Origin of the sequence: Streptomyces actuosus (assembly GCF_016921115.1) — a bacterium.
In the GTDB taxonomy this organism is placed as follows: Bacteria; Actinomycetota; Actinomycetes; order Streptomycetales; family Streptomycetaceae; genus Streptomyces; species Streptomyces actuosus_A.
Genome location: NZ_JAFFZS010000001.1, coordinates 540,467 through 565,578, shown reverse-complemented (window position 1 = coordinate 565,578; position 25,112 = coordinate 540,467). Strand labels below are relative to the sequence as shown.

At 73.1% G+C, this 25,112-nt stretch carries 24 protein-coding genes, 1 tRNA gene and 2 pseudogenes; 16 read left to right on the top strand and 11 right to left on the bottom strand.

Features of this window, described 5'->3' with window-relative positions; translation table 11 throughout:
• Positions 1–250: 250 nt before the first annotated feature.
• A complete protein-coding gene (locus tag JS756_RS02490) occupies positions 251–1,300 on the bottom strand; it encodes a glycosyltransferase family 2 protein (RefSeq protein WP_205381207.1) in 1,050 nt (349 codons plus the stop codon).
• A gap of 394 nt (positions 1,301–1,694) precedes the next feature.
• On the opposite strand from JS756_RS02490, the gene JS756_RS02485 reads away from it, so the two are divergent.
• The 3 genes from JS756_RS02485 (at position 1,695) to JS756_RS02475 (ending at position 3,135) form a co-directional block, all read left to right on the top strand.
• The gene (locus JS756_RS02485) at positions 1,695–1,871 is read left to right on the top strand and encodes a hypothetical protein (protein ID WP_205381206.1); all 177 of its coding nucleotides are present in this window, start codon (positions 1,695–1,697) and stop codon (positions 1,869–1,871) included.
• A 66-nt stretch (positions 1,872–1,937) separates the two neighbouring features.
• On the top strand, positions 1,938–2,576 hold the full coding sequence (locus JS756_RS02480; protein ID WP_205381205.1) for a class E sortase: 639 nt from the start codon (positions 1,938–1,940) through the stop codon (positions 2,574–2,576).
• A 76-nt stretch (positions 2,577–2,652) separates the two neighbouring features.
• Positions 2,653–3,135, top strand: coding sequence for an HIT family protein (locus tag JS756_RS02475; RefSeq protein WP_205381204.1), 483 nt, complete (start codon positions 2,653–2,655; stop codon positions 3,133–3,135).
• Between the two features lie 113 nt (positions 3,136–3,248).
• Here JS756_RS02475 and JS756_RS02470 read toward each other — a convergent pair whose 3' ends face one another.
• Positions 3,249–4,001, bottom strand: coding sequence for a TetR/AcrR family transcriptional regulator (locus JS756_RS02470; RefSeq protein WP_205381203.1), 753 nt, complete (start codon positions 3,999–4,001; stop codon positions 3,249–3,251).
• 182 nt (positions 4,002–4,183) lie between these two features.
• Between JS756_RS02470 and JS756_RS02465 the strand changes: the two genes are divergently transcribed.
• The gene (locus JS756_RS02465) at positions 4,184–5,410 is read left to right on the top strand and encodes an FAD-dependent oxidoreductase (protein WP_240203103.1); all 1,227 of its coding nucleotides are present in this window, start codon (positions 4,184–4,186) and stop codon (positions 5,408–5,410) included.
• Here JS756_RS02465 and JS756_RS02460 read toward each other — a convergent pair.
• The 3 genes from JS756_RS02460 to JS756_RS02450 all read right to left on the bottom strand — a co-directional run bounded on the left by JS756_RS02460 (position 5,364) and on the right by JS756_RS02450 (position 7,613).
• Positions 5,364–5,756: a hypothetical protein gene (locus JS756_RS02460; protein WP_205381201.1), complete on the bottom strand. Its 393-nt coding sequence runs from the start codon at positions 5,754–5,756 to the stop codon at positions 5,364–5,366. The two genes, JS756_RS02465 and JS756_RS02460, sit on opposite strands and share 47 nt — an antisense overlap.
• A 73-nt stretch (positions 5,757–5,829) precedes the next feature.
• Positions 5,830–6,720: a 5-deoxy-glucuronate isomerase gene (gene iolB, locus JS756_RS02455; RefSeq protein WP_205381200.1), complete on the bottom strand. Its 891-nt coding sequence runs from the start codon at positions 6,718–6,720 to the stop codon at positions 5,830–5,832.
• Positions 6,721–6,734: 14 nt separating this feature from the next.
• The gene (locus tag JS756_RS02450) at positions 6,735–7,613 is read right to left on the bottom strand and encodes a Cgl0159 family (beta/alpha)8-fold protein (RefSeq protein WP_205381199.1); all 879 of its coding nucleotides are present in this window, start codon (positions 7,611–7,613) and stop codon (positions 6,735–6,737) included.
• Between the two features lie 458 nt (positions 7,614–8,071).
• Here JS756_RS02450 and JS756_RS02445 point away from each other — a divergent pair, with 458 nt between their 5' ends.
• The 5 genes from JS756_RS02445 (at position 8,072) to JS756_RS02425 (ending at position 13,104) form a co-directional block, all read left to right on the top strand.
• Positions 8,072–9,103: a substrate-binding domain-containing protein gene (locus JS756_RS02445; protein ID WP_205381198.1), complete on the top strand. Its 1,032-nt coding sequence runs from the start codon at positions 8,072–8,074 to the stop codon at positions 9,101–9,103.
• On the top strand, positions 9,100–10,188 hold the full coding sequence (locus JS756_RS02440; protein WP_205381197.1) for an ABC transporter permease: 1,089 nt from the start codon (positions 9,100–9,102) through the stop codon (positions 10,186–10,188). Before JS756_RS02445 ends, JS756_RS02440 begins: the two co-directional genes overlap by 4 nt.
• 4 nt (positions 10,189–10,192) lie before the next feature.
• Positions 10,193–11,104, top strand: coding sequence for an ATP-binding cassette domain-containing protein (locus JS756_RS02435; RefSeq protein ID WP_205381196.1), 912 nt, complete (start codon positions 10,193–10,195; stop codon positions 11,102–11,104).
• Between the two features lies 1 nt (position 11,105).
• Positions 11,106–12,008, top strand: coding sequence for a sugar phosphate isomerase/epimerase family protein (locus tag JS756_RS02430; protein WP_205381195.1), 903 nt, complete (start codon positions 11,106–11,108; stop codon positions 12,006–12,008).
• 523 nt (positions 12,009–12,531) lie between these two features.
• Complete coding sequence (locus JS756_RS02425) at positions 12,532–13,104, top strand: GNAT family N-acetyltransferase (protein WP_205381194.1); 573 nt, start codon at positions 12,532–12,534, stop codon at positions 13,102–13,104.
• 152 nt (positions 13,105–13,256) lie between these two features.
• Here JS756_RS02425 and JS756_RS02420 read toward each other — a convergent pair whose 3' ends face one another.
• The gene (locus JS756_RS02420; protein ID WP_205381193.1) at positions 13,257–14,261 is read right to left on the bottom strand and encodes a Gfo/Idh/MocA family protein; all 1,005 of its coding nucleotides are present in this window, start codon (positions 14,259–14,261) and stop codon (positions 13,257–13,259) included.
• A 319-nt stretch (positions 14,262–14,580) separates the two neighbouring features.
• Here JS756_RS02420 and JS756_RS02415 point away from each other — a divergent pair, with 319 nt between their 5' ends.
• Together JS756_RS02415 and JS756_RS02410 are read left to right on the top strand one after the other, a co-directional pair.
• Positions 14,581–14,946 carry a hypothetical protein gene (locus JS756_RS02415; protein ID WP_205381192.1) on the top strand — a complete coding sequence of 122 codons (366 nt, stop codon included), beginning with the start codon at positions 14,581–14,583 and terminating at the stop codon, positions 14,944–14,946.
• Entirely contained in the window at positions 14,946–15,539 is a 594-nt protein-coding gene (locus JS756_RS02410; RefSeq protein ID WP_205381191.1) for a poly-gamma-glutamate hydrolase family protein, read from the top strand. The genes JS756_RS02415 and JS756_RS02410 overlap by 1 nt, the downstream gene beginning before the upstream one ends.
• Here the strand turns inward: JS756_RS02410 and JS756_RS02405 are convergent.
• Together JS756_RS02405 and JS756_RS02400 are read right to left on the bottom strand one after the other, a co-directional pair.
• Positions 15,523–16,680, bottom strand: a complete 1,158-nt coding sequence (locus tag JS756_RS02405; protein WP_205381190.1) for a Gfo/Idh/MocA family protein — start codon at positions 16,678–16,680, stop codon at positions 15,523–15,525. The two genes, JS756_RS02410 and JS756_RS02405, sit on opposite strands and share 17 nt — an antisense overlap.
• Positions 16,681–16,979: 299 nt before the next feature.
• Positions 16,980–17,324: a cupin domain-containing protein gene (locus JS756_RS02400; RefSeq protein WP_205381189.1), complete on the bottom strand. Its 345-nt coding sequence runs from the start codon at positions 17,322–17,324 to the stop codon at positions 16,980–16,982.
• A 345-nt stretch (positions 17,325–17,669) separates the two neighbouring features.
• Between JS756_RS02400 and JS756_RS02395 the strand changes: the two genes are divergently transcribed.
• The 4 genes from JS756_RS02395 (at position 17,670) to JS756_RS02380 (ending at position 20,722) form a co-directional block, all read left to right on the top strand.
• A tRNA-Pro gene (locus JS756_RS02395) sits at positions 17,670–17,746 on the top strand.
• Between the two features lie 388 nt (positions 17,747–18,134).
• Positions 18,135–18,854 (top strand): alpha/beta hydrolase, encoded by a 720-nt coding sequence (locus JS756_RS02390; RefSeq protein WP_205381188.1) that lies wholly within the window; start codon positions 18,135–18,137, stop codon positions 18,852–18,854.
• 296 nt (positions 18,855–19,150) lie between these two features.
• Positions 19,151–20,116 (top strand): phage baseplate protein, encoded by a 966-nt coding sequence (locus tag JS756_RS02385; RefSeq protein WP_205381187.1) that lies wholly within the window; start codon positions 19,151–19,153, stop codon positions 20,114–20,116.
• Between the two features lie 183 nt (positions 20,117–20,299).
• Complete coding sequence (locus tag JS756_RS02380) at positions 20,300–20,722, top strand: hypothetical protein (protein ID WP_240203102.1); 423 nt, start codon at positions 20,300–20,302, stop codon at positions 20,720–20,722.
• 371 nt (positions 20,723–21,093) lie between these two features.
• On the opposite strand, the pseudogene JS756_RS02375 reads toward JS756_RS02380, so the two are convergent.
• From JS756_RS02375 to absR1, 3 genes and pseudogenes are all read right to left on the bottom strand, one after another.
• A pseudogene (locus JS756_RS02375) lies at positions 21,094–21,184 on the bottom strand (IS5/IS1182 family transposase); the annotation flags it as partial.
• Positions 21,185–21,244: 60 nt separating this feature from the next.
• A pseudogene (locus tag JS756_RS02370) lies at positions 21,245–21,744 on the bottom strand (GNAT family N-acetyltransferase).
• Positions 21,745–22,061: 317 nt separating this feature from the next.
• Entirely contained in the window at positions 22,062–23,144 is a 1,083-nt protein-coding gene (gene absR1, locus JS756_RS02365; RefSeq protein WP_205381186.1) for a beta-glucuronidase AbsR1, read from the bottom strand.
• A 70-nt stretch (positions 23,145–23,214) separates the two neighbouring features.
• Between absR1 and JS756_RS02360 the strand changes: the two genes are divergently transcribed.
• The gene (locus JS756_RS02360; protein ID WP_205381185.1) at positions 23,215–25,074 is read left to right on the top strand and encodes a LuxR family transcriptional regulator AbsR2; all 1,860 of its coding nucleotides are present in this window, start codon (positions 23,215–23,217) and stop codon (positions 25,072–25,074) included.
• The last annotated feature ends 38 nt before the right edge of the window (positions 25,075–25,112 follow it).

The window sequence follows — 25,112 nt, the reverse complement described above, 5'->3', positions numbered from 1 at the left end:
ACGACGCGCCGGCCGCGCATCGGGCGGCCGGTGAGGTCGAAGGGCCGCGTTCCCGGCCGGGCGAGCGCGTCGCCCGGGTCACTCGGCGTCGCGGTGCCCGTTCATGGCGTACGCCGTCACCCGCTCGCACGGCAGCGGGTCACCCGTTCCGCGGTCACGTCCACACCCATCCCCTGTCCCGTCTCCTGGTCCGGCCGATGCCCGCTTCCACGGACCCGGCTGCGGCGGACCGGGGGCAACCCGACGCGCCCTACCAGGTGCGCTCCCTGCGCAGAGCCGTCTCAGTCAGCGCCCGCAGGTGCACCCCCTGGAGAAACAGGTCGTAGCACCATTCCGGGAGGACCAGCATCGAGGCAGCCGCCACCCGCCACCCCCGGGCGTTCACGGTGATCGCCCGCTCGATCGCGTAGAACGCGGAGAGCAGCAACCAGAACGGTGCGATGCGAACGCCGGCTCCGCTGCACAGGAACCACAGCAGGGCGCCCAGGTAGAAGGCCGACACGGCGGTGCCCAGCAGGGCGACCAGCTGCCTGACCCATCCTTCGAGAGTGTGGCGCGTCAGCCCGTAGTCGAAGAGGTTCTCCAGGGCTCCGCGCTTCCAGCGGAGCCGCTGCCGCGCCAGCTCGCGCCACGTAGGCATGACCTCGGTCGTCATGGTGGCCCCGGCAGGTGCCACGACGCGCCAGCCGCGGTGCTTCAGGGCCAGGGTGAGTTCGTTGTCCTCGGTCAGCACCTTGGTGTCGTACACACCGTCCGCGGCCGGCAGCTCGCCGTTCCCGCGCGCCCCCAGCACGTCCTTGAGCGCCTCTGCCCGGAACAGGCAGGCGGTGCCCGTCAGGCACAGCACCTTTCCGCGTTTGCGGGCCGTGTCCCGGGCATACCGGGCGAACTCGTTCCGCTGGAAGGCTCCGCACAGCCCGCCGCCGCCGCGGCCGCGGAAGTTGCCGCCAGCGGCACCGTGGCCCTCGAGCAGCTTCGCGAGGGCCACCTCGATGAAGCGGGGGTCGAGGTAGGTGTCGGCGTCCTGCACGAGGATCGCGTCGCCCTCCGAGAGGGACGGCAGGAGTTCGGCCAGTGCCCCGTTGAGGTTGCCGGCCTTCTTGTACCGGTTGCCGACCGAGTGCCGTACCTCGGCGCCGGCCCCGCGGCCGATCCGTTCCAGTTCGGCGGTCCTTGCCGGTTCCTTGTGCGGGTCGAGGGTCACGACGATGCGGTCGGGCGGGCGCGTCTGGGCGTTGAGCGCGTCGAGGACGTGCTGCAGCGAGTCCACCTCTTTGTACGCGGGGACGAGCGCCACCACGACTCCCGGCCCCTTCGTCGCCCGGGGTCCCCCCGGCCCGAGCCGGGGGCGGGGAGGCGTCCGGGTGGGCGGGACCCGGCCGTCGAGGACAGGGCGGGGGCCTTGGATAGGGGGCATGGCGTCCGTCCTTCGGTCGAACCGTGCCGGTCTGCCATCTGCGTTTACGATGTAAACGTACGCTGATTTCCAGTATCCGGCCGGTGTCGTGGCGCGTCAAACGCGACGGGGGAGGGTGGCTCGGGAAGTGGATGGGGGCTCCGCTTGCCCTCGTCGCCCAGCGGGTCCAAAGTGTATATATACATCGTAAACGTGCAGTGTACGGCGGGGTGGGGTCAGAGGCTCGTACGTGCTCCGGTCATTCCGTCGTGCTCGCTGCGTTCGAAAGGGGTACATCATGGCGGACTACACAGGCGCGGGTACGGCGGCTACCGCGGGAGCCGGTGCCGGCATGCTGCCCGTCACCGGCGGTGTGGACAGCATCTGGTTCTGGATCGTGATGTTCGTTCTCGTCTCGGCGGGATTCGCCCTCCTGCGGCTGGTCCCCCGCCGGACGCACGGCGACGACACCTGACCCCCGTCCATCGCGGCGGGGCCGTGCGACGAGCGATCCCGCCGGAACGCCTGGGGGTGTCGCATCATGCGGAACCTGATCCGCTCTGTCGGGGTGGGGCTGATCCTGGCGGGTCTGCTGCTGGGGGCCTTCACCGCGTACCGGAACTGGCAGCGGAACCACGATTACGGGCAGGCCCAGCGCGACCTGCGCGCGCAGCTCTCCCTGCCGCGGGCCGGATACGACTCGCCGGCCGTTTCCGGGAGCGGGCCGGTGCCTGCGTCGGGGCCGCAGGAGGGGGCGGCGCTCGCGGTCCTGCGTGTTCCGCGATTCGGTGCCGGATACCACCCCGTGGTCGTCGAGGGCGTGTCTCCGGACGACCTGGCGAAGGGGCCGGGGCACTATCCGGGCACGGCGCTACCGGGCGACACCGGCAACTTCGCCGTTGCCGGTCACCGCACCGGATGGGGCCAGCCGTTCAATCGATTGGACGAACTGGTGCGCGGCGATGCGCTCGTCGTGGAGTGGCGCGGGCGAACGTACACCTATCGCGTCACCGCCACGAAGACCGTGGAGCCGACCGAAGTCGGCGTCGTTCTGCCGGTGCCGAACAGGCCCGGCGCCGAACCCGACAAGGCCCGCATCACCCTCACGACGTGCACGGACCGCGACCCGGTGACCCGCGCCTACACGCATCGTCTCGTCGTGTGGGGCGAGTTGGAGTGAAGGCGAGGGCCGCGACCCGGGTGCGGGCGCAGAGCCGAAGGGGCGGCGGCCGGTCGCGTTTCGACAGCTTCGGGCCATGACGACACAGGACTGGCGGGCGGACCGGATCGGTGCCGCCCTGCGGGGCGAGAACCCGACCGTGCTGCGGCGGCTCTCGGCGGGTTTCGCGGTGATCGGGGACGTCCAGTTCCTGCCGGGGTACTCGGTGCTCCTGGTGGACGAGCCGGGTGTGGAGCGGCTGTCCGACCTGCCGAGGGCCGGGCGGCTGGCGTTCCTGTCCGACATGGACCTGCTGGGTGAGGCGGTCGAGCGCGCCTGTCGCAGTCTCGATCCCGGCTTCCGCCGGGTGAACCTGGAGATCCTGGGCAACAGGGATCCGTTCCTGCACGCCCATGTCTGGCCGCGGTACACGTGGGAGCCGGCGGAACTGGCCGGTGCGCCGGTGTGGTTGCACCCGCCGGACCGGTGGACCGGGGAGCGGGACAGGCTCGGCCCGCGGCACGACGCGCTGCGGGAGGCGATCGGTACCGAGCTGGACCGGCTCCGCGCGGCCGCCTGACACCGCCGCGCCGGGTCGGCGCCCCGCCGGTGGGGTGCCGCCGCTGCCGCTCCGTGACGCGCGTGCCGCCCGGGGCGGCCCCCGGTCGCGCTCCGGCGTACCGCGGCAGGGGCTCAGCCGGAACGGGGAGGTCCCGCCAACCGGTCGAGGAGGGCGTCCAGTCCGGTGGCCAGGCCGTCCGGCCCGCCGCGTTCGGCCAGGACCGGCGTCGTCTCCCGCAGGACCGGCAGCTCCTGTGCCGGCATCCTGTGCAGCCCGAGCCGGAAGGACGGCTCGGGCTCGTCGGGGTTGTCCACGACCGGGCGCAGCTCCACCGACACGTATCCCAGCAGCCACGCCGTGAACGCCCGGAAGGCGGCGGCCGTGGCGGCCTCGTCCAGCCCCGCCCGCCTCAGCAGGTCCAGGACCCGCTCGTGGTCGCGGAGGACGGCGAGCGGCCTGCGCGCCAGCGGCACCGCCAGCATGCGCGTCGCCAGCAGCGGCACCGCCTGCGGGTGGGTGAGGCACACGTCGTAGGTGACCCGTGCGATCCGGTGCAGGTCGGCACGCCAGTCCGGTTCCGTCCCGGGGGCCGGCGCCTCGGCGGCCAGCCGCTCCTCCAGCTCCTGGTAGAGCGCCTCGACCAGGCCGTCGAGCAGTGCGTCCTTGCTGTCGGCGTACCGGTACAGGGCCATCGCCTCCACGCCGAGTTCGGCGCCGAGGCGCCGCATGCTCAGCGCCGACAGGCCTTCCCGGTCCACCAGTTCCAGCGCCGTGGCCAGCACGCGCTCCCGGCTCAGTCGGCCATAGCGCCCGTGATCGCTGGCGCGCCGTGCGGGAGCCTCCGCGCCGCTCTGCGCATGCTGCCCGGGCCTCTCCTCGGCCATGTCCCACCTCCTGCTGGCCGGCCTGGCCCTGTCGCCGTGCCGTGCCGTGTTGACTCTAGGCCCCCCGGGGCGCAGTCTGTACGTATACGGCGTAAATGTACGCCCATCCGGGTGCGGAGAGGGGAGACCGGCCCGACAGCCCGCCCGACAGGGAGCGGATCGTGGACTCGCCAGGAGCAACCTTGCAGCGCGTCACGGTCGTCGGAGCCGGACCGTACGGCCTGGCCGCGGCGGCGCACCTGAACGACCGCGGGATCCCTCTCCGTGTCTTCGGGGAGCCGATGGGCGGATGGCGCAGCCACATGCCCGAAGGCATGTACCTCAAGTCGTCGCCCTTGTCCTCGTCCATCGCCTCGCCACGTCCCGGACATCGACTGCAGGACTTCGCCGCGATCGAGGGGCGGGCGCCTCGCGGCCTGCGCGACCCGGTGCCGCTGTCGGAGTTCGTCCGGTACGGGCTCTGGTTCCAGCGGTACGCCGCACCGCAACTCGAACGGGTGACGGTGCGCCAGGTGGACCGGGCATCCGATGGCGGCTTCCGGGTCGTCCTGGAGTCCGGCGAGGAGTTCCGCAGCGGTGCCGTGGTGCTGGCCGTGGGCGCCGCGGAGTTCGCCCACATGCCGCCCGAACTCACCGCCCTCGCCCGGGACGGACTTGCCTCCCACACGGCCGACCACGTCGACTTCGCGCCGTTCGCGGGGCGGCACGTGGCCGTCGTGGGGGCGGGGCAGTCGGCGCTGGAGAGCGCGGCGCTGCTGCACGAGGCGGGTGCCCGGGCCACGGTGCTCGCCCGAACCTCCGCGCTGGCCTTCGACGAGGCCCCGTGGACCGACTGGCCGGAGGAGCGACCGCTGAGCGAGCGGCTGAGGGCCCCGAACTCCCTCCTCGGCGAGGGCTGGCCGCTGGTGGCCAGTTGCAAGGGCCCCGCCGTCTTCCGGCACCTGCCCGAAGACGTCCGCGAGCAGGTGCTGCGGACCGTGCTCGGGCCGCACGGCGCGTGGTGGCTCCGCGACCGGATCGACGGGGCCGTCTCGGTGCGCTGCGGCACGAGCATCGCCTCGGCGGCACCGGACGGGGCCGGAGGTGTACGTCTGGAGCTGCGGGGATCGAACGGGTCCAGCCGCCTGCTGAGGGTCGACCACGTGATCGCCGGGACCGGATACCGGGTGGACCTGGGCCGCTTGGGGGTGCTGAGCCCGGACCTGCGTCGCGAGGTCGCCGTGACCGTCTCCGGGGCGCCGTGGCTCTCGACCCGCTTCGAGGCCTCGGTGCCCGGCCTGTTCTTCACCGGGCTGTCCGCGGCCCCCACCTTCGGGCCGCTGCTGCGGTTCGTGTGCGGGACCGGCTACGCCACCGGGCGGATCAGCGCCGGGGTGGCGAAGCGGCTGAAGCGGGTGCGCAGGGGGTAGCCGCGGCGGCCGTCCGCATCCGCAGGCGCCTCGCCTGCCGCAGCAGCAGCGTCGCCGACACGGTGACGGGCAGTGCGAAGAGCGTGTCGTGCAGCAGGCCGACGCCCGGCGCGAACCACCACGCCACGCTCCCCGCCACGGAGACGAGGGCCGCGGAGCGCAGGACCCGGTGGACTCGTCCATCCCGGACCGCAGGCAGGGCTGTGCACAGACCCGTTTGCACTGAAAGGCAGACCACCCAGGCGGCGGGGAGCAGGGCGGGGACGAGCCGGCGGTCGAAGAGGGCGAGCAGCAGGACCGAGGCCAGCAGTGCGGACAGCACATCGAGGGCCACGAACGCGAACACCGGCACGTGGTGGGCGCCGGGCGTGTGCGGTGCCCGAGGGGCATCGCGCGGCAGGGCGGACGGCGCGGCCTCGTCAGGGGCCGGCCGGGGCGGTGTACAGGGGCAGCCGCGGATCGACCGGCCGGCCGGGCCAGGTGTCGCGCACCCAGGCGTGGTCGGGGTGGTCGCGGATCAGCCAGGCCCGCTCGGTTTCGGGGCCGGCCATGACGTTGAGGTAGTACATGTGGTGGCCGGGCACGGCCATGGACGGGCCGTGCCAGCCGTCCGGGATCAGGACGACGTCCCCGTCGCGGACCTCGGCCAGCACGTCCGTCCCCCGGCCCCGGCCGGAGGGGGAGACCCGCTGGTAGCCGAGGCCGGGTGTGGAGCCGTGGGCGGCGAACTCGAAGTAGTAGATCTCCTCCAGCTCCGACTCCTCGCCCGGCCGGTGCTCGTCGTGCTTGTGCGGCGGGAACGACGACCAGTTCCCGCCGGGTGTGATCACCTCGACCGCGATGAGCTTGTCGCACCCGAACACCTCGGCCGCACCGAAGTTGTTCACCTGGCGCGAGCAGCTGCCCGTCCCGCGCAGTTCCACCGGCACCTCGGAGGCGGGGCCGTACCGGGTGGGCAGCCGGCGGGAGCAGCGGGCGCCCGTCAGCGCGAAGCGTCCTCCGTCCGCCGAGGTGAGGGCGGTACGGGCGTCGCGCGGTGCGTAGGCGAAGTCGCTCACGCCGCTGAAGACGTCCCGGCGGCCGGCCAGCTCGAACGAGTTCTCGCCGAAGTCGTCGGTGACGGCGACCGTGCAGCCACCGGCGAGCGGGAGCACGATCCATTCGCTGTCGCCGGTGTCGAAGGCGTACCTGCCGCCCGGCGGCAGGTCGAGGACCCGCAGGCGGGCGTGGCCCCAGCCGGCGCTCTCGGGCGTGATGTCGACGGTGCAGGGGCCCGCGGCCGCCGTGCCCGCGGGAAGGTGGTACGTCATGCGGTGCCTCCGGGTCACAACAGCCCCACGGCCGTGTCGACCGCCTCCGCGACGCTGCCCCCGGCCGGGTAGAGCAGCGAGCGGCCGACCACCATGCCCTGGACGGCGGGCAGGCGCAGCGCCTTGCCCCACCGCTCGTAGGCGGCCTCCTGGTCCGCCCCGACGTCCCCGCCGAGCAGCACGGCCGGCAGGCTCGAGGTCTCCAGCACCGCGGCCATGTCGTCCGGGTCGTCGGTGACGGGGAGTTTCAGCCAGGTGTAGGCGGAGGTGCCGCCCAGGCCCGAGGCGATGGCGATGGAGCGGGTGACGGCCTCGGCCGACAGGTCGTTGCACACGCGGCCGTCGACCCGACGGCAGACGAACGGCTCGACGAACACCGGCAGCCGGTGCGCTGCCATGTCGTCGACGGCGCGGGCGGCGCTCTCCAGGGTGGTGAGCGAGCCGGCGTCGGTGTGGTCGATGCGCAGCAGCAGTTTGCCCGCGTCGAAGCGGAGCCGGGCGAGGTCGGCGGCGCGGTGGCCGGTGAAGCGGTCGTCCATCTCGAAGACCGCCCCGGCCAGTCCACCGCGGTTCATCGAGCCCATGACGATCTTGTCCTCCAGCACGCCGAGCAGGAGCAGGTCCTCCAGGACGTCGGCGCTGGCGAGGACCCCGTCGACGCCGGGCCGGGACAGGGCCACGCAGAGCCGCCGAAGGAGATCGGCGCGATGCGCCATGGCCAGGGGGCGGTCGCCGGCGCCGAGGACGCCGCGCGCCGGATGGTCGGCGGCGACGATCATCAGACGGCCGCCGTCGCGCACCAGGGGGCGGCGCGAGCGCCGGGCCGCTGCCTCGGCGACGGCCTCGGGGTGCCGGGCGCGGACCGACACCAGGTCGGGGATGCCGATGGTCACGACCGCGGCTCCGTCCGGCGGTACCGCGGGAGGCGTCCGCCGGGCGCCGCGGGTGCGGTCCTCACCGACGGGCGGGTGGGACGGGACGCGGCAGGGACTTCGGAGCCGAACACCTTGCCGGGGTACCCGTCGAAGCTCCCCACCCGCTCCAGGGGTACGCGGCGCCGCGGGGGGTACGGATCAACTCCGGTACAGCCCATGGCGATCAGATCGAACATGCGCGACGCTCCTCGATGCGGGGGCGATGGCCCTGCCGCCTCCCAGGTGTAGGCGCCGGGGCCGACGCTGTCAACATTTTGTACGGACATTCGAACCTGTCGCTGAAATGATGTCCTGACAAAGTATTGACACTGGGCATGCCGAGGACTTGGATCCGGTCCCAGCGCATCAGCACGGCCGCGGCGATCCTCCCGCCGCGATTCCACCCTTCCCCCGTCGCACAGTGAGGTGCCGGAGAGATGGACCGCTCTGCCCGCTCTGCCCGCCCCGCCCGCCCCCGCGGACTCGCCCCCGCCCTCGCCCTGGCCGCCGCGGCGGTCCTGATCCTCGCCGGCTGCTCCAGCGGCTCCGGCGGCAAGAAGGCCGAGGAGGGCGGCGCGGGCGCCTCCGCGGGCAAGGCCACCACGCCCCGCATGACCGTCGCCCTGGTCACGCACCAGTCGCCCGGCGACACCTTCTGGGACATCGTCCGCAAGGGCGCCGAGGCCGCCGCGGCCAAGGACAACATCAGGCTGGTCTACTCGGCCGACCCGAACGCGGGCGGTCAGGCGAATCTGGTCCAGAACGCCGTGGACCAGAAGGTGGACGGCATCGCGGTCACCCTGGCCAAACCGGACGCCCTGAAGGACGTCGTCGGCACGGCGCGCAGGGCGGGCATCCCCGTGGTCGGCCTCAACTCCGGGCTGAGCGAGTGGAAGAAGCTGGGCCTGCTGGAGTTCTTCGGCCAGGACGAGACCGTGGCGGGCCGGGCCCTCGGCAGCCGGCTGAACGAGGCCGGCGCGCAGAACGCCGTCTGCGTCGTCCAGGAACAGGGCAACATAGGCCTCACCCAGCGCTGCGACGGCGTGCGCGGGACGTTCTCCGGCACCGTGGAGAACCTCTACGTCAACGGCGCCGACATGCCGTCGGTGAAGGCGACCGTCACCGCCAAGCTCGAGCAGGACCCCTCGATCGACCACGTCGTCGCGCTGGGCGCCCCGATCGCGCTGACCGCCACCCAGTCGGTCGCCGAGGCCGGCAGCAGCGCGAAGGTGGTGACCTTCGACCTGAACAAGGAACTGACCGGCGCGATCGCCGGGGGCAGTATCGAGTTCGCCGTCGACCAGCAGCCCTGGCTCCAGGGCTACCTCGCGGTCGACTCCCTGTGGCTGTACCGGACCAACGGCAACTACCTGGGCGGCGGTGAGCAGCCGGTGCTGACCGGTCCGGCCTTCGTCGACCGGGGGAACGTCGCCCGGATCGACGCCTTCGCCGCGAAGGGCACCCGATGAGCAGCACGGCCCGGCAGGCCCCGCCTGCCCCGGGCGCACCGGGAGCGGGCGCGCCGGTCCCGGGCGGCGGCGGGAGCGACCGCGCCCGGCGCCGCTCCCCGGCGGTCGCCCTGCTGGCCCGGCCCGAGGTGGGCGTCCTCCTCGGGGCCCTGGCGGTCCTCGTCTTCTTCCTCGTCGCGGCTCCGGCCGTCCGCCACGGCGGCTCGACGGCCACGATCCTCTACCAGTCCTCGACCATCGGCATCATGGCCCTGCCCGTTGCCCTGCTGATGATCGGCGGCGAGTTCGACCTGTCCTCCGGCGTCGCCGTGATCACCTCGGCGCTCACCGCGAGCATGCTGAGCTACCAGCTGACGGTGAACGTCTGGACCGGCGTCGTCGTCGCCCTGCTGGTGTCGCTGGCGATCGGTGCCCTCAACGGCTGGTTGGTGGTGCGGACCGGCCTGCCCAGCTTCCTCGTCACCCTCGGCACCTTCCTGATCCTCCAGGGCGTCAACCTCGCCGTGACCAAGCGCGTCACCGGCAACGTCGCCACCGACGACATCAGCGACATGGACGGCTTCGACCGGGCCCGGCAGATCTTCGCCTCGTCGTTCGGTGTCGGCGGGGTCCAGGTGAAGACCACCGTGCTGTGGTGGCTGCTCTTCGCGGCGCTGGCCACCTGGGTGCTGCTGCGCACCCGGTTCGGCAACTGGGTCTTCGCGGTCGGTGGCGCCCGGGAATCCGCCCGCGCCGTCGGCGTCCCCGTGGACCGCACCAAGATCATCCTGTTCATGGCGGTCGGTTTCGGCGCCTGGTTCGTCGGCATGCACAACCTGTTCTCCTTCCACACGGTGCAGTCCGGCGAGGGCGTCGGCCAGGAGCTGATCTACATCGCCGCGGCCGTCATCGGCGGCTGCCTGCTCACCGGCGGCCAGGGTTCGGCCGTCGGCCCGGTCTTCGGCGCCTTCATGTTCGGCCTGGTGAACCAGGGCATCGTCTACGCCGGCTGGAACCCCGACTGGTTCAAGGCCTTCCTCGGCGTGATGCTCCTCGGCGCCGTCCTCGTCAACCTGTACGTCCGGCGCACGGCCTCCCGGAGGTGACGCCATGACCACCGACGCCATCGGCACACACGGCGGCGCAGCCGCCGGCACACCCCCGCCGGGTGGGACGCCCCTGGCCGAACTGCGGGGCGCCGGCAAGTCCTACGGCGCCGTCCGCGCCCTGCACGACGTCGACCTCGCCGTCCGCCCCGGCCGGGTCACGTGCGTCCTCGGCGACAACGGCGCCGGGAAATCCACCCTCATCAAGATCGTCTCGGGGCTGCACCGACACACCGAGGGCGAGTTCCTCGTCGACGGCGCCCCGGTCCGCTTCCGCAGCCCCCGCGACGCCCTCGACCGGGGCATCGCCGCCGTCTACCAGGACCTGGCGACCGTCCCGCTGATGCCGGTGTGGCGCAACTTCTTCCTCGGCTCCGAGACGACCAGGGGCCCCTGGCCCTTCCGCCGCCTGGACATCGCGGCGATGAAGAGGACGGCCGACAGTGAACTGCGCAGCATGGGCATCGCCCTCGACGACCTCGAACAGCCCGTCGGCACGCTCTCCGGCGGCCAGCGCCAGTGCGTCGCGATCGCCCGCGCCGTCCATTTCGGCGCCCGCGTCCTGGTCCTGGACGAGCCCACCGCCGCCCTCGGCGTCAAGCAGTCCGGTGTGGTGCTCAAGTACATCGCCGCCGCCCGCGACCGCGGCCTCGGCGTCGTCCTCGTCACCCACAACCCGCACCACGCCTACCTGGTCGGGGACCACTTCAGCGTGCTGCGCCTCGGTACCCTCGAACTCTCCGCCGACCGCAGCGAGGTGAGCCTTCAGGAGCTGACGCACCACATGGCGGGCGGCGCCGAACTCGCCGCCCTCGAGCACGAACTGGCCCAGGTCCACCACGCGGGCGCCGAGGGACCCCCCGAGGGGGACCCCTGCGCGCCGGTGACGACCGGCACCGAGGAAGGAACGCCCTGACATGCCCGCCGCCCTCGACCGCATCCGCGTCGGCTCCGCCCCCGACTCCTGGGGCGTCTGGTTCCCGGACGACCCGCAGCAGGTGCCCTGGGACCGCTTCCTGGACGAGGTCGCCGAAGCCGGCTACGAGTGGATCGAACTCGGCCCCCACGGCTACCTGCCCACCGACCCCGCCCGGCTCACCGACGAGGTGGTCCGGCGGGACCTGAAGGTCTCCGCCGGCACGGTCTTCACCGGCCTGCACCGCGGACCGTCGGTATGGGAGTCGACCTGGGAGCACGTACGCCAGGTCGCCGCCCTCACCCGCGCCATGGGCGCCCGGCACCTCGTCGTCATCCCGTCCTTCTGGCGCGACGACAGGACCGCGCGGATCCTGGAGCCGCCGGAGCTGACGGCCGAGCAGTGGGCCCACCTCACGCGGGGCACCGAGCGCCTCGCCCACCGCGTGAGGGAGACCTACGGCCTGGACATCGTCGTCCACCCGCACGCCGACACCCACCTCGACACCGAGACCCACGTCGAGCACTTCCTCGACGCCACCGACTCCGACCTGGTCAACCTCTGCCTGGACACCGGGCACTACGCCTACTGCGGCGGCGACAGCGTCAAGCTGATCCAGACCTACGGCGAGCGCATCGGCTACCTGCACCTCAAGCAGGTCGACCCGGAGATCCTCGCCGACGTGGTGAACAACGGCATCGCCTTCGGGCCCGCCGTGCAGCGCGGAGTGATGTGCGAACCGCCCTCCGGGGTGCCGGCCCTGGAACCCGTTCTGACCGCAGCCCAGGCGCTGGGGGTGGAGCTGTTCGCCATCGTCGAGCAGGACATGTACCCCTGCGCCCCCGACCGGCCGCTGCCGATCGCGCAACGCACCAGGAGGTTCCTGCGCTCCTGCGGGGCCTGAGGAGCCCGGTCCGCAAAAGGCCGTCACACCTCGAAACAACGCGGGCCTCGGCGCCACCGCGTTCACCGAGCGGTACCGGGCGTGCCCGGCCGCCGCCCGCGCCGTTCCCACCCACCCGATCCACTTCGGTGAGGCCGACGCCACCGCACTGCGACGGATCGCGACGCTGACCGGTGGACGCATGGTCGACGCGCACGAGAAGTCCCCGTCCGCTGCAGGGCGTCTTCCGAGCCCACTGCCGGGGAAAGGTGACGAGCTGGGACCCGGACACCAGGGAGACGATCGTGGAGCGCCCGCTGGCCGTCTTCCAGTGACCCGGCGCGGTGACCGGAAGGCCCCGGGCACCCGACCGCCCCACCGGCCCTCACCGCATTCCGCCACCCCTGCCGGGTGCCGCCCGCTCCGCCCACCGACGGGACGCGCCCCGCGCTCCGCCGCGCGCCGCACCCCACCGGACGGCGCGACCTGCCCGGTGGACCGTCCCGAGCAGGGCACCCGCCCGGCAGCCGCGTACGCTCCTGCCATGGACCTGCCCACCGTACGCCTGGAGGCACCAGCCACCTCCACCGCTCCCGCTCTCGCCCTGCGTCCCTGGCGCCTCGCGGACGCCGCCGACCTGGCCGCGCTCGGCCGCGACGACGCCCTGCGCCGCTGGACCGGTTTTCCCGTGGAGGACGAGACGAGCGCGGAGCGCTGGCTGCGGGAGCAGATCCGCGGCCGGGAGACGCGCCGGCGGTTCGCGTTCGCCGTGACGGAACCTCGGGCGGACGGCGCGCGCGACGACCTGGTGGGGCACGTCGTCCTCAAGTACGGCACCCCGGGTCTGCCCGTCGCCGAGGTCGGCTACTGGACGGCCGCCCACGCGCGCGGCCGGCACGTCGCCTCCCGGGCGCTGCGGGCGCTCACCGTGTGGGCCTTCGACGCGTTCGGCGCCGAGGGGCCGGCCCGCCTGGAGCTGGTGCACCAGGTGGACAACGCGGCCTCCTGCCGGGTCGCCCGCGCCTGCGGGTACGACCTCGTCACGGTGCTGCCCGCCGTGCCGCCCGCGCACCCCCTCGACGGCCATCTGCACGCGCGCACCGCCCCGGCGCGGTAGGTGTAGTGCCCGGTGAGGCTGGGACGCGGTCGGCGGGATCGCCCGCGTATCACCCCGTACGCGGGGCGACCCTCCACCGCGCGACGCACCGCACCGGACGCCGCGAACACCGCACTCCGGGCGGACGACGCCACTGTCGAAACACGCCCTGGTCAGCGCGACCGGACCTCCGCCGGTGCCACCGGCCGGCGCTCGTGCAGCGACCGCGTGCAGGCCTCGGCGATCCAGCCGGCCTCCAGAGCGTCCTCGACGGTGCACGGGGACGGCCGGGTGCCGGCGACGACCTCGGTGAAGACGGCGAGTTCGGCACGGTAGGCGGCGGCGAAGCGGTCCAGGAAGAACGCGTGCGGCGGGCCGGCCGGGAACGCGACACCCGCTTCGGCCGAGCGCAGCGGCAGCCCGTCGTCGAGACCTACGGCGAGGGAGTCGGTGAACCCGTGCAGCTCCATGCGGACGTCGTAACCGCGCCCGTTGTGGCGCGAGTTGGACACCACCGCGAGGGTGCCGTCGTCCAGGGTGAGGAGCGCGGCGGTGGTGTCGGCGTCGCCCGCCTCCGCGATGTAGGCCGCGCCGCGGTTGCCGCCTGCGGCGTAGACCTCGGCGACCTCGCGCCCGGTCACCCAGCGGATGATGTCGAAGTCGTGCACCGCGCAGTCGCGGAAGATCCCGCCGGACGCCGCGATGTACGCCGCGGGGGGCGGCGCCGGATCGAGCGTCGTGGACCGCACGGTGTGCAGGGTGCCCAGCGCCCCGGCGCGCACGGCGGCACGTGCGGTGCGGAACCCGGCGTCGAAGCGGCGGTTGTAGCCGATCTGCACCGGGACCCCCCGGTCCTGGACGGCCTTCAGCACCTCCGTGCCCCCGGCCATGGTGCGGGCCACGGGCTTCTCGCAGAAGACGGGGACACCCGCGTCGACGCCGGCCCGGATCAGCGCCGGGTGCGCATCGGTCGCCGCCGCCACGACGATGCTGTCCACCCCGGACGCCAGCAGGGCCTCGGGTGAGTCCACGACCTCGGCACCGAAGCGCTCGCCCGCGGCCTTGGCCGCGTCGGTGAACGGGTCCGTGACGACGAGCGACTCGACGGCGTCGAGCCCGGAGAGGGTCGCGGCGTGGAAGGCGCCGATACGGCCGAGGCCGAGGATTCCGATTCGCATGCTGCTCCTTGGACGCGCGGGTGCGGACAGTGCTGACGGGGTGTCGCGCCGGGACCGCCGGGGCGCCCCCGGCCCCCAGTCGATCACCCGCCGGTCACCGGACGGTCCCGGTCCGGCCGCACGGCGGGGACCCCGGGCGGCGATCTCCTCCGGCCGGACGATCCTGCCCCGCCTGCGGACGCTGCCGCGGGCCGCCGCGGAGCCGGGCCGGTGCGGGGGGGGCACGATGACAGGCCTGCTCGGCGCTGCCATTCTTGTCCTGACAAACCAGTCGGACAACAGGCGGAGACCCGTCACGAACCCCGGGAGGAGCCGGCACATGGGCCACCCCTTCCCGATCCGCGAGGGCGCGCACCGGCCGGGCCCGGCCGGGAGGCTCACCGACCGGGTGGGCGCCATGGGCGAAGCCCCGGTGCCGTCCGCGCCCCGCCCGTCTGCCACTCCGCACCGCGACCTGTGCCAGGACGTCCGCGGAGTCCACAGGACCGGGCCCCGCGCCCACGGGCCTCTCGCGCTCGCGGAGCCCGCGCTCGCGGAGCCCGCATCCTCGTACGCGGGGCCCGCGAGCCCACCTGTGGAGCCCGCTCCGCCGTCCGTGATCCGGGCGGTGGCACCCTTCACCGTGCGGCCTCGCGCGGCGGACGGGACGGCGCCGGGCGGACCCGGCGGGCAGGGGAAGCCCTGATGAGCGGACGGACGGAGTACGTGGAGATCGAGGGTGTGCCGTTCACGGTCACCCTGACCCGGCGCGGCGCGACCGGACTGCTGGCACTGCACGCCGACAACGAGGGCGGCACGGGCGAACTCGCGGAGACGGTGGCCGAGCGCTGCGGAGCCACCAGCCTGGTGTTCCGGCAGCCCGGTGTCCGGGATCCGGTGCATCTTCCCTCCCCCCGCATGGCGGTCGGCCACTGCGAGCTGCTGCAGGCGTTCCTGGAGCACGTCTCGGTCACCGTGTCGCTCCACGGCCATCTGCGCCGCGCCGCGCCGCGCACCGTGTTCCTCGGCGGCCGCAACCGGTCCGCCGCGCGCCGGCTCGCCTACGCACTGCGCACACTGCGCCCGGAGTTCCGGGCGGTCACGGACCTCGGCGCGATCCCGGTGGCCCTGCGCGGCCTGCACGCCAGAAATCCGGTGAACCTGACCCGGGGCGGCGGTGTCCAGGTCGAACTCCCGCTCCTGGCCCGCACCTCGGGTCCGCTGGACGTCCCGCCGCGACGGATCGCCGACGCCCTGGCCGCGGGGGTGCCCCTGCTCGGGCTCAGGTCCGCGGACTGACCCACGTGCCGTCGACCGCCGAACGCGCCATCGCCTCCACCGCGGCGGCGCTGTGCACGGCGTCGTCGAGGGTGGTGCCGTACGGGGTGCCCTCGTCGACCGAGCGCAGGAACCGGTGGGCCTCGATCACCTTCAGGTCGTCGTACCCCATCGCGTTGGCCGCGCCCGGCTGGAAGGCGCCGTACTCGCCGTCGCCCGGGCCGACGTACACCGTGCCGACGGGCTGGTCCCGGTAGCCGGTGCCCCGGCTGACGCCGAGCTCGTTCATCCGGCGGAAGTCCCAGAACACCGCGCCCCGGGTGCCGTGCACCTCGAAGCCGTACGCGTTCTGCTCGCCGACCGAGACCCGGCACGCCTCCAGGACGCCACGGGCACCGGAGGCGAATCGCAGCAGGCAGCCGACGTAGTCCTCGTTCTCCACCCGGCCGGGTGCACCGCCCGCGGCACGGGCGTGGCCGGCGGTGTCGCCGGTCGGCCGGGCCCGCTCCGGCAGGAAGATCGCCGTGTCGGCGGTGAGGGCGGCGATGTCGCCGAGCAGGAAGCGGGCCAGGTCGGCGCCGTGCGAGGCGAGATCGCCCAGCACCCCGCTGCCGCCGCGCTCGCGCTCGTACCGCCAGGTCAGCGCGGCCTCAGGGTCGGCCGCATAGTCGCTGAACAGCCGCACCCGCGCGTGCGCGACCCTGCCGATGCCGCCGGAGGCGATCAGATCGCGGGCGGCCTCCACGGCGGGTGCGTTGCGGTAGTTGAAGCCGACCGCGCCCTGCACTCCCGCCGCGGCCGCGGCCGCGGCGACCGCGCGGGCGTCCTCGGCAGTCAGACCCACCGGCTTCTCGATCCAGATGTGCTTGCCGGCCTCGGCCATCGCGGTGCCGATCCCGCGGTGCAGGAAGTTCGGCGCGGTGATGCTGACGGCCTCCACACGCGGATCGGCGGCGACCTCGCGCCAGTCGCGGGTGGCGGTGGCGAAGCCGAAGAGCTCCACGGCCCGCTCCGCCCGCCCCGGCACCTCATCGGCGACCGCGACCAGCCGCGGGCGCACCGCGAGCTCCGGGTAGTGGTGCGCCACGCGCGCGTAGGCCCGCGTGTGCACCCGTCCCATCCAGCCGAACCCGACGACGGCGACGCCGAGCGTGCGCATCATGGCAGCAGCCTCTCCGGGACTCCCCGTGGACGGACCGGTCCGAACCTCCGCCCACCCTGATGCGCCGCTGATCCACTGTCAACGTCCCCAACAGGGCGTGTCCTTGAGCGTCATGGTCCGGACCGCGCAAGGCCGCCGGCGGTCCGCGACGCGGCCGACAGGGCCGGGATCCCCCGTGGCCGACCTCGCCACTGCCTGCTGCCCGCTGCCTGCGGGACCGGTCCGACCAGGCGCGCGGGAGCGGCGGGTCCGGGTGGCCCCGCCCGCTTTGGAGGCGCGGGGCACCACGGCCCCGCCGGTCACTGGTTGATCACATAGGCCTTGCGGAGCGTCTCGTGGACCGTCCAGGTCGTACGGTCGCCGGCGCGCAGGACCGCCATGTCCCCGGGGCCGACGCGCAGCGTGGGCCCGTCCTCGACCTCGACCGTTGCCGACCCGCTGACGACGACGAAGACCTCGTCCGCCTCGGTGTCGGTCACCACACCGGGCGTGATCTGCCAGATGCCGCGGATCTGCCGGCCGTCCGCCGACTCCCACACCACCTTCCCGGTCACCTCGGGCGTGCCGGAGACGATCTGCTCCGGGTCGAGCGGCTCGGCCTCGAGCGCGGCGTCGGGGATGTGCAGGGCGAAGGCGTGGTTCATGGGGTGAACCTAGCGGGGATCCACCCGGTCCCGCCGTGGACAGTGTGTGCGGTTCGGGCCCGGCGGACCGGACACTCCGTCGCGCCCCTCGCCCGCGGTACAGCGGACATGACTCCCCGCCGCTCACCGGACGGCCCTGGCCGCCGGCCCCGGGCGTCGCCTGCCGGAGACGGCCGGATCCCGGCCGGATCCCGGCCGTGGGCCCGGCGGTGACGCGCCCCACCGCCACGACCAGGCCCCTCCGCGCTCGGTGAAGGCCCGGTCGCGGTGCCCCGGCGAGGGCACCCGTTCCCGTGCGGTAGGGTTTGTCTGCGTGATCGCGGGGGTGCACCGCGCGAGTCGTATCGGGACGTGGCGCAGCTTGGTAGCGCACTTGACTGGGGGTCAAGGGGTCGCAGGTTCAAATCCTGTCGTCCCGACCATGCGGAAACGCAGGTCGGAGGCCGTTCTCTCAACTGTGAGAGGGCGGCCTTTCACGCGTTTGAGGGGCAGGCGGTCGCCGTGTGGTCGCACGCCCGCGCCGGGGGCGATCGCCGGTGGTTCGTCGAATCCGGAGGTGGCGTGGGCCTACCAGGTCCACCACTGGATCTCCTGGCACCGCCACATCACCCTTGCCCTGTCCGGCGCAGGCTCCACCAGGCACAGGCCGGACGCGTCCACTGGCGACGGCGGCTCACCGGCCACCTCGGGGCCACAAGTGCATCCGGGGCACGGTAGGGGCTCGGGCGGTGGTGGCGCGGAGTATTCGGAGCCGAGCCTTCGTATGCTGACCCGCGGTGGCGCGGGACGGACGGGCGGGCGGTGCGGTCGGTGGCGACATTTGTGCTGGTGCACGGGGCGATGCACGGAGGCTGGTGCTGGTCCCCGGTACGCCGGATCCTCAGCGCGGCCGGGCACGAGGTGTTCACCCCGAGCCTGACCGGGCAGGGCGAACGGCGCGACGCGCTCACTCCTGAGGTCGGTCTGGCGACCCATGTACGTGACCTCACCGAGCTGTTGTGGTTCGAGGACCTCACCGATGTGCATCTGGTGCTGCACAGCTACGCCGGTGTGCTCGCTGGGCCGCTCGCCGAAACCGTCGCCGAACGGCTGGCCTCGCTGACCTTCCTCGCGGCCTTCCTCGTGGAGCCGGGGGAGTGCCTGCTGGACGTGGAGCCGCCCGGGGTCGCCGACGGCTACCGGCGGATCGCCCGGGAGCGGGGCGAGGGGTGGTTCCTCCCACCGGCACCGGCGTTCCTGGAACAGTGGGGCGTCCCGGACGACCTGCGTCCTCACGTGGGTGAGCGGCTGACGGCCTTTCCGCTGCGGTGCCAGACCGATGCAGCGCACTACGACCCCGCGCCGCTCGCGGCCCTTCCCGCCACCTACATCCGGCACACCCGGCCGGCACTGGCGAGTCTCGACCGGTCCTACGGCCGTGCGGTGCGGGCGGGTTGGGACATCCGCGAGATCGCCTGCGGACATGACGCCATACTCGCCGAGCCCGAGCGGACGGCGGCGATGCTGGAGTCGATCGCGGGCGGCCGGTAGGGCTTGGACAGCTTCATTTGTGAGCGGCGTGTCCGTTGGCTGCGGGTGTCGTTGTGATGGCGTGACACCAGCGGATGCGGCCGCGGTCCCGGAGGACCTGGGAGCATTCACGGCGGAGTTGTACGAACTCCTGGCAGAATGACGCGTTGCCCTAGGAACGCCGGGGTTTGATGGGATGAAAGAAGCGAAGACCGCGCGGCATTTGTGCGAGCAGGGTGGTGAACCGGAAGGCTCGGGCCACGCGCGGATTCCCCATCGATAGTGTATTGCGCACTCATCTGATCAGGGGAGGGCTCTTGTCACAGGAACCTTTGAAACGCCGCAGCGTGCTGCGTGGGTGCGGTGGGATCGCGCTCGCCGCGTTCGGCCTGGGCCACGGAGCGGGAACGGCCTCCGCTGCGGTGTCCGCCTCGCCGCGCTTCGATCTGACCAAGCCCTCGTACGACCTGTTCCGGCACAAGCGGCTGCACGACGTCACCGTGCAGCAGAGCTTCGCCTTCGACAGCGTCAACAAGCGCCTGTTCGTGGCGCAGCGGCGGAACGGCACCGACGCGAAGGCCGGCGACCTGTGCATCACCCAGTTGGACTTCGCCGGCGACTACGTCTCGTACATGCACCTCAGTGGCTTCGGCCACGGCGTGGCGTTCGGTGTGGAGCCGCGTGGTGCCGAGAGCTGGCTGTGGACCGAGGTCGATGCGAACGCGAACGGATACGGCACCCGGCTCGCGTGCTTCAAGTTCGTGAAGGGCGGTTCGCTGTCCCGTACGTCGTCAGCCATCACCAGGTACAGCCCCGTGCCGGAAGCCGTCGAGTACACCTGCTCCATCGACCCGGTGTACGAGAACATGGTCGTCCGTCACCACAAGTACGGCGCGAAGCACATCGCGGTCTACGCCATGGCGGACGTGCGGGCAGGAGACTTCAGCCGCCCCAGGGCCTACTTCGAGCAGCCGTCGATTCCGGGCACCATGCAGGGCTACACGGCCTATGGCCAGTACCTCTACTACCTGACGGGCAATGCGTACTCTGCGAGCAACCCCGTGCCGGGCAATGCCCACCTCGTCAGCGTGAACCTGAACACGGGCGCGATCGCGCAGGGGCCGGTCCTGACCAAGGCGGGCAGCACGCTCGAATTCCGCGAGCCCGAGGGCCTGGCGGTCTACCGCACGGACGCCGGACAGTCCCGCCTCTTCCTCGGCTTCGCCTCGGGCGCCGCGGGTGACCGGCGCTCGAACCTCTTCTACAAGAACACCCTGGTTTGATGCCGGATCAGGCCACTGCGGGTCGGTTCGGGGAAAACCTGTTGCCCGTCGGGAAGTAGCAAACTAAGATCTTCGATGCATTCAAACGCGTGTCCGAGTGGGACGTCCGGACGCAGCGGTTGGTCATGCGGGGGACCCAAGCACAAGCGCCTCGCCGCGGCCTGCCCTGACCAAGGAGAGCCAATGAAGCGCACCATGAAGTTGACCGCCAAGGCGATGACGGCCGCTGCGGCTGCATCCGGACTTGTCATCGGCCTGACCGGTCAGGCCGCCGCCTCCACCAGCGTGGAGATGACCGCCTATTACGGCGGCTACGTGGCCGGCACCGGCTACTTCAACGCCGACCCGTCGGGCTCCGTCCCCGGCGACGCGATCCGGGCCTGCGACACCAGGGCGGACGGCGTGGGCATCGAGGTCCGTATGGACATCAAGCCGAGCGGCTCCTGGCACACGGACCGTGTCGCCAGCACTCGGGGCCACAACTCGCCCTACTGCTCACCCTGGAAGAGCGGCAACATCGCCGAGGAGACCACCGTGGCGCTCAAGATCTGCGCCGTCAAGGGGACCTGGGAGGAGTGCTCCCCGGTGGTCTACGGCAAGGCGTGAGTCGACGGCGGCACTGCTCGCCCTGACCACGCCGGCCGTCGTTCGACGTCTCTGTTGCGGCCGCCGCTGAACCACCCCGGGTCCGGTGGAGACCGCGGCCTGTCCCGAGTCGAGGCGGGGGGAGTCGAGTTGTCTGGTTCCAGCCTCCGGGGGCCCGGAATGCGTACTCCACCGGGCTGAGCATGCCCGCCGGGGAATGCCTGCGCTGTCGGTCGTGGAAGATCCCCGGATACACGAACAGGATGGTGGACAGCTCCAACCAGGCAGGCTGCCCTCTGCGGTTGAGCAGTTCGACCAGTCCCGTGCGCCGGCGCCGTCCGACGCGGCCAGGAACGACTCGTGCGGCCACTGCCGGACGCCCGCCCCGTTTCCGTCGCGCAGGCGCCGCCGGCGCGTCATGCCCGAGCCGCACCCCAACTCCTGGAGCAGGAACTCCCACGGGATGCCCGTGTACGGCACGAACGGTGATCAGCGGTGGCCCCAGCCCTCCCGCGGTGGCCGGTCCACCGGCATCATCGAACTCTACGGCTGGACCTCCAGGTCGCGCTGATACCAGGTGCCGGGCCTGCCACCGAGATCGGCTGGGTCGGGCGGGCCGACCGGGACGAACCCGGCCTTGGCCAGCACCCTCCGGGAAGCGGCGTTGTCGCGGGCGGCGGCCGCCCGCAGTATCCGTAACCGTGCCGCGCCGCCGCCAGCCGACAGAGTTCCCGGACACCCGCGGTCGCCACGCCGCGGCCGGCGACGCGCTGCGCAACCCGGTACCCGAGATCGGCGGCACCGTCTTCGATGTCGGAGAGATCGAACCGGCCCAGAACCGAGCCGTCCTCGGCGACGAGGGCGTAGAAGGCGCAGACGTCGGCCTCTTGTTCGGTCAGCAAGGCGCCGTACCGGTCGGCGAACCGTTCGAAGAACTCGTCACCGCGGTCGGAGACCGAGGCAGCGAAGTAGGCACGGTTCACCTGCTCGAAGGCCAGGACAGCCGAGGCGTCGCCGGCACGCAGCCGTTTCAGCTCGGGCACCGCCCGACTCTACCCGGACAGTGGGCTCGTGCCGACTGAGTTTCCGTCAGCGGTGCGCAGACCAGTGCCGGTTCCCCTGTGACCTGATGCATTCGAGCAGGGAGAACCTGGCGCAGTGGGCTGATCACACCACAGTTGGCGTGGTCACGGTGTCGGAGACCGCCTGGACAGCTCCGTTCACCGGGCCGAGCCCGCGGCCGCGACCTCGCACGCGATGCGGGCCGCGGACGTCACCCTCCCCCGGAGGTGGCGTCCGCGGCCCCTTCCCCCCGGGGCCGGACTGCGATCCGGCCCCGGGGTGGCCTTGTGACATGCCGTCACCAGCACATGACGGCCGTCTCGCCCGAACCCCAGCAGGAGTACAGGCGGACCCGGACGACATAGCGGCGGCCCTTGACGAGCCGGGCCCTGATCGTGGCGTTGCGCGGGGTGCCGCCGTCGTCCCGGCCGGCGAGATAGCGGGGCTCCCCGTCGCGCTCCTCGAACACCACGACGACGGCGTCGCCGTCACCGAAGACGCCCAGGGTGTACTCGCGGGTCTCCGGCGGCTCCAACGAGAAGTCGGCCTGCTCGCCCGCGCCGAGCGCCAGCGGCGCCGAGCGGAACGGCACGAGCGGCAGGAGTTGCGAGCCGGCCGGCGGATACCAGCGCAGCGCGAACTCCTTGTCGAGGGCGGACAGGGCGCCCGGCGGGTGGATGCCCCCGCGGAACTGCTCCGGTTCCAGGATCAGCCCCCGGCCGAAGGAGTATTCCATGATCGACAGCGGATCCCACACCGAGCCGTTGACCTCGGCCGGGTCCAGCTTGCGCAGGATGTTGCCGTACGTCGTCTGCCGGTTCCAGAAGTTGGGCGGGCCCGCGAGATCGGCGTAGACGGCCTCCTCGTCCCAGTGGATGCCGGCGAAGGGGCTCTGGTGCTCGTGCAGCATGCCGAGCGCGTGACCGATCTCGTGCAGGACCGTACCGTGCCCCCCGGCAGTGGTCAGATCCCAGCCGAAGTTCATCGTCCGCTCGTTCACCCCGATCCGCAGCGCCTCCCGGCCCACCGCCGACCAGGAACCGTCGCCCTGCTGGAACCCGATCCGCAGCTCCGCCTCGGAGCGGTCGGCGACCTCGGAGAAACCGATCCCGATGCCGAGGTCCTGCCACGTGCGGAAGCAGTCGCGCACCACCTCCTGCTGCTCCGGGGAGCCGGTCCACGGTACGCGCCGGGTCCGCCCGGTCCCCGGTACGCAGATCACCGAGGCGTCCGTACGGGCGTCGGAGAAGTGGTAGTGCAGCGTCGTGCCGTTGACCCACATGCGCCGCCCGGCCGCCAGCGCGCCGAGCCGCTCGGCGGTCAGCCCGGGCGCGAACACCGGGGCCGACTGCCGCGGCAGCGAGCAGTAGCGAGCGGTCATGCGCCCAGGCTGCCGTGGCGGGCGACCGGGGGCCTGAGTCGAGGTCTACTCAAGTCGCCCTGTATCAGGGATGAGTACCGGAGCTCCTGACACTGTGACGACTGCGCCTCCGACGCCCCCCGACCACCCGCACGTCCCCGACACGCCTTGGCCGTTCACCGGCCGGGACGAGGAACTGGAGCTCGCCCGCCGGTGCCTGGCCGCCGGCCGTTCCGGGCTGGTGGTCACCGGCCCGGCGGGCTGCGGGAAGACCCGCCTGGCCGCTGAGGCCGTCCGCGGCACCGCCTGCGTCGAGGTGACCGGGACCCCCGCGACCCCGTGGACGCCGTACGCCGCCTTCGCCCATCTGCTGCCCGGCACCGTCTCCCTGCACGAGGCGCTGCGGCGCCTGTCCGGCACCCGGCTGCTGCTGGTCGACGACGCCCATCTCCTCGACGACGACTCGGCCGCCCTGGTCCACCACCTCGCCGTACACGGCCGCACCCGGCTGCTGGTGGTCGCCACCGTCGGCACCCCCGCGCCCGACGCGATCCGCCGGCTGTGGAGCGGGCAGCTCCTGCCGCGCCTGTCCCTGGAGCCGCTGGGCAGGCAGCAGACCGCCCGGCTGCTCGGCAGCCTGGACACCGCCCCGGAACCGCTCACGATCCACCGCCTGCACCGGCTCGCACACGGTGACCTGCGGCTGCTGCGCGACCTGCTGGACGCGGTGCGCGGCAGCGGGCGGCTCGTCCCGGAGCCGGACAGCGGCACGTATGCCTGGCGCGGACCCCTGCCGGTGACGGCGGCCGTCCGCGAACGGACGGACCCGCAGCTCGACCGCGCCCACCCCGGCGAGCGCGAGACACTGGATCGCCTCGCCTTCGCCGAACCGGCCCCGCTGGACGTCGACCTGTTCGACCTGCGGACTCTGGAGTGCCTGGAGGCCGACGGCCTGATCGACGTGGACGCCGCCGGTGCCGTCCGCCTCGCCCACGCCCTGCACGGTCCGGTGCTGCGTGCCACCGCCGGCCGGCTGCGGGCCCGCCGCCTGGACCCCGGCCCCGAGGAGCGGGAACTCGCCCTCAAGGCCGAGACGGCCGCACTCGCCCACCGGATCGACGAGGACGACGTACGCGAACTGCCGACCCCGGCGGGGGAGTGGCTCCTGGCAGAGGACCTGCCCGTGCCCCCCGCGTACGCGGCCGTACGCGCCCGCTTGGCCCGCCTGCGCGGCGACCTGGGCGACGCCGCGTCCTGGGCCCGCCGGGCGCCGGAGGACCCCGCCTGCCGAATCGAACTGGCCCTGGCATCGGCGCAGTCGGGCAAGCCCCCGGCAACGGCAGGAAAGGGCGGCCTCGCGGCCTGCGGCCGGACCGGAGACGCCGGGGGCCCGGTCGCGGTGTGGGCCGCGGTCGCCCGCGGGGACCTCGACGCCGCCCTCGCCGCGACCGGCGACGAGGCCGCCTACGACGCCGTACGCCTCGGGGCCCCCGAGCGCGCGGCGGGGCTCCGGCCGGACAGCGTCTTCGCCGCGCACGCCGACGCGCTCGCCCGCGGCGACGGGCCCGCCCTGGACCGGGCCGCCGAGGCACTGCGCGACCGGGGATTCCTGCTCTTCGCCGCCGAGGCCCACGCCCAGGCCGCGGGCGTGCACCGCGATCCGAGCGCAGCCCGCACCGCACGCACCCGGGCCGTCGCCCTGGCCGGCCGCTGCCAGGCCCCCCGCACGCCCGCTCTGTCGGCGCTGGTCCTCGGCGAACTCACCGCCCGGCAACGGCAGATCGTCACCCTCGCGGCGGACGGCCTGAGCAACCGTCAGATCGCCGAGCGCCTCACCCTGTCCGTCCGCACCGTCGGCAACCACCTCCACAGCGCCTACACCCGCCTCGGCGGCGGCGACCGCAGCGCTCTGCCGCGGCTGCTCGGTCCACCGGTCGGCCGCCCGGCGTGACCGCCCTCCTGCCGCGCCGCGGTGTCGAGGGAGGCGTC

Coding starts and splice junctions, on each gene's coding strand:
- JS756_RS02485 (WP_205381206.1), top strand. CDS start 1,695: ATGGCGGACTACACAGGCGCGGGTACGGCGGCTACCGCGGGAGCCGGT.
- JS756_RS02480 (WP_205381205.1), top strand. CDS start 1,938: ATGCGGAACCTGATCCGCTCTGTCGGGGTGGGGCTGATCCTGGCGGGT.
- JS756_RS02475 (WP_205381204.1), top strand. CDS start 2,653: ATGACGACACAGGACTGGCGGGCGGACCGGATCGGTGCCGCCCTGCGG.
- JS756_RS02470 (WP_205381203.1), bottom strand. CDS start 4,001: ATGGCCGAGGAGAGGCCCGGGCAGCATGCGCAGAGCGGCGCGGAGGCT.
- iolB (WP_205381200.1), bottom strand. CDS start 6,720: ATGACGTACCACCTTCCCGCGGGCACGGCGGCCGCGGGCCCCTGCACC.
- JS756_RS02445 (WP_205381198.1), top strand. CDS start 8,072: ATGGACCGCTCTGCCCGCTCTGCCCGCCCCGCCCGCCCCCGCGGACTC.
- JS756_RS02440 (WP_205381197.1), top strand. CDS start 9,100: ATGAGCAGCACGGCCCGGCAGGCCCCGCCTGCCCCGGGCGCACCGGGA.
- JS756_RS02435 (WP_205381196.1), top strand. CDS start 10,193: ATGACCACCGACGCCATCGGCACACACGGCGGCGCAGCCGCCGGCACA.
- JS756_RS02430 (WP_205381195.1), top strand. CDS start 11,106: ATGCCCGCCGCCCTCGACCGCATCCGCGTCGGCTCCGCCCCCGACTCC.
- JS756_RS02425 (WP_205381194.1), top strand. CDS start 12,532: ATGGACCTGCCCACCGTACGCCTGGAGGCACCAGCCACCTCCACCGCT.
- JS756_RS02420 (WP_205381193.1), bottom strand. CDS start 14,261: ATGCGAATCGGAATCCTCGGCCTCGGCCGTATCGGCGCCTTCCACGCC.
- JS756_RS02415 (WP_205381192.1), top strand. CDS start 14,581: ATGGGCCACCCCTTCCCGATCCGCGAGGGCGCGCACCGGCCGGGCCCG.
- JS756_RS02410 (WP_205381191.1), top strand. CDS start 14,946: ATGAGCGGACGGACGGAGTACGTGGAGATCGAGGGTGTGCCGTTCACG.
- JS756_RS02405 (WP_205381190.1), bottom strand. CDS start 16,680: ATGATGCGCACGCTCGGCGTCGCCGTCGTCGGGTTCGGCTGGATGGGA.
- JS756_RS02400 (WP_205381189.1), bottom strand. CDS start 17,324: ATGAACCACGCCTTCGCCCTGCACATCCCCGACGCCGCGCTCGAGGCC.
- JS756_RS02380 (WP_240203102.1), top strand. CDS start 20,300: ATGAAGCGCACCATGAAGTTGACCGCCAAGGCGATGACGGCCGCTGCG.
- absR1 (WP_205381186.1), bottom strand. CDS start 23,144: ATGACCGCTCGCTACTGCTCGCTGCCGCGGCAGTCGGCCCCGGTGTTC.
- JS756_RS02360 (WP_205381185.1), top strand. CDS start 23,215: ATGAGTACCGGAGCTCCTGACACTGTGACGACTGCGCCTCCGACGCCC.